Raw genomic sequence first — 2,601 nt, 5'->3', positions numbered from 1 at the left:
CTCAATTTTGCTTCAAAACTCGAAAAATCATCTCACGATACTTCGCCTTATCGTTTTACATTTAAATTTAAAGTCAAATTTGTAAATTTCGGCTCAAATTTTACCTGCCGAAACCCGCGCTTTGAAAACATAAAATTTAGTCGTTATCGCGCCACAGGGCTTAGCGATAAAATTTGCTAGAAGTCTCGCAGCTAAATTTAATGCAGCGCGTAAAACAAAGCTTGCTTTGGCGCGGCAAAGCCTATTTTGCCAGTAGCTCCTTTACCGCGGCGACCATTTCATCTAGCGAGCCGAACGAGGAGGTGTTTAAGAGATACTTGCCGCTCACGACGAAAGCAGGCACGCCCGAAATCACCGCGACATCATATCCCGCGTCCCACTGCGCAAGCAGAGCCTGCGCCTTTTTGCTAGCAAGCGCAGCTTCGTATTCGCTCATGCTCACGCCGGCGGTATCTAGCGCGGTTTTGATGAACCTTTGCTTATCGCTTCCCTCGTCGAAATCGTCCTTTTTATCATGGACCGCTTTGTAAATCGCGAATTTCGCCTTTTTAAATTTCGACTCATCACTTAGCAGGCTCACATCGTCCTTTTCATCAAGCACGATGAGGGCTGCGAATACGCCGCTTGCGGTCTGTCCGAACACGCCCTTGGTCTTTAGATGCCACGGCAAAAATTCCGTCCCCTCGAGCTTTTTCATCAGCTGCGGCGTGACCGTCCTGTCGAACGTATAGCAGTGCGGGCAATCGTAGTTAAAAATTTTAACGACGCTGTTTTTCGGTACGTTTAGCGGCTTTTGCAGCACTTGATAATTAACGCCCTCCTCTAGCGCGTTTGCACCGATGCCGAGCAGGCAAACGGCGGCTAAAGCTTTAAAAATTTTAACGATTTTCATAAAATTCCTTTGCGGTAAATTTTAAAGATTGTATAAAATAAAGGGTAAATTTGAAATAAAATCTAAGCAACGAGCTTCTTTTTTAATTCTTTAACCATTTCGAGTTTAAGTTCCTTGGTTGTATAATGCCTGAAATTTTACATTTCAAAACAAGGAGTAGCTATGAAAAAGTCTATTTGTATCGCGATTTTGCTATGCGCCAGTTTGATGGCGAGTGAGTGCACCGCAGTGTATGGAGACGGAAAAACGGAGCTAAAGCTTGCTACGGGAAGTCCGGGAGAACTTGGGCTACTCGAAGTTCTATCTAATGAATTTAGCAAGGCGAATGATACCAAAATTTGCTGGATAAAAGCAGGAAGCGGTCAGACTCTCGAACTTTTGAAAAATAAAAAGATAGATATCGCTATGGTTCACGCTCCAAAGGCGGAAATAAGCGCCGTAAAAGAGGGCTGGGCTACGCAAAGGACATTGATCGGATCAAACGAGTTTTTTATCATAGGGCCTAAAAGCGATCCCGCAAAGATAAAAACCGCCCAAAGCGCAACAGAAGCCTATACCGACATAGCCAAATCCCAAAGCCTTTTTTACACCAGAGCGGACAACTCCGGAACCCATAAAAAAGAGCTTAGTATCTGGAAAATGGCAAATATCACTCCGCAAGGCCAGTGGTACGAGGCAAATAAAGATTTTATGTTAGCAACTCTTTTAAAAGCCGATAAAAATGGAGCATATTTTATGAGCGATAGCAGTACTTGGGTCGTGGCAAAAAAAGATATAAAATCCAGCGAAATTCTATTTCGCGGCGATAAATATCTAATAAATACGTATTGCGCCCTAAGACAAAACGATAGCGATACTACCAAAAGCAAGAAATCGAAAGATTTTATAGATTTCGTAGCTTCTAGCGCGGGGCAGGAGATCATTAAAAATTACGGCAAAGATAAATACGGAGAAGGACTTTACAACGACGCCGCTTACGCTCAAAAATATTTTATAAGCGAGTAGAATTTAAGTCTTAAAAGATTAAATTCGGCAAATTTGATAAGCCGAATTTCAACGACGCGGTGGGTAAAATTTAAGCAAGCGGGTTAAATTTCAAATCCAACCCGCCGCGTAAATTCTAAATTTAACCAAGCATAGTGCCGCTATTTTAAGAGCCTAGCTTCTTGGGCTCTATTCTCAAGTACCTTATACCGCGCTTGGGCGTTTTCACGCATCGCAATATCCCCGCTTGTCGGTAGCGACTTTTCCTCTACTTAATTATGTACTTCTTTAGCAACAAAAGGTATAAGTAGTATAAAAGATATATCCCTAAGATCGCTATATCAAATATAGAGGTTTGTTCCCCTAATAATTGCCAGCGATTACGAAAACAAAAGGTATAGATATCTAAAAACACCATTGCCGCAAGAGCATACATCATAATAGAAGCGGCTACTTTCTTGCGAAATAGCAGCACCACAACAACGCTTATAGGAGGTAAGAATACCGTAATACCGAATAAAATAGCCAATAATAAAGGATAATCTTTGAAATAAATCAGAACTTCTGCCCCAAAATGAGCTGTCAATATAAACTTCGTCGTAGGTCATTGTTTGATAAAAATCTCTGATACCCATACACGTAATTAGAAAAACCAACACACTCAATATCCAAATAGTAATGTTTTTTGTCATTTTTTATAATTAGTTTCTAAAAATTCCCTCTAC

The 2,601-nt window shown here is 41.2% G+C and carries 2 protein-coding genes and 1 pseudogene; 2 read left to right on the top strand and 1 reads right to left on the bottom strand.

All coding sequences use genetic code 11. The annotated features are described in order from the left end of the window. Positions 1-180, top strand: a pseudogene (locus tag Q0236_RS10475) (hypothetical protein); the annotation flags it as partial. Positions 181-241: 61 nt separating this feature from the next. Here the strand turns inward: Q0236_RS10475 and Q0236_RS10470 are convergent. After that, positions 242-892: a thiol:disulfide interchange protein DsbA/DsbL gene (locus tag Q0236_RS10470; RefSeq protein WP_297917577.1), complete on the bottom strand. Its 651-nt coding sequence runs from the start codon at positions 890-892 to the stop codon at positions 242-244. 162 nt (positions 893-1,054) lie between these two features. Between Q0236_RS10470 and Q0236_RS10465 the strand changes: the two genes are divergently transcribed. Further along, complete coding sequence (locus Q0236_RS10465; protein ID WP_297917574.1) at positions 1,055-1,897, top strand: substrate-binding domain-containing protein; 843 nt, start codon at positions 1,055-1,057, stop codon at positions 1,895-1,897. Positions 1,898-2,601 lie beyond the last annotated feature (704 nt).

The organism is uncultured Campylobacter sp. (genome assembly GCF_938031315.1).
GTDB lineage: Bacteria > Campylobacterota > Campylobacteria > Campylobacterales > Campylobacteraceae > Campylobacter_B.
Note: the sequence above shows the minus strand (reverse complement) of the source record. Positions and strands in the feature narration are given on the sequence as shown.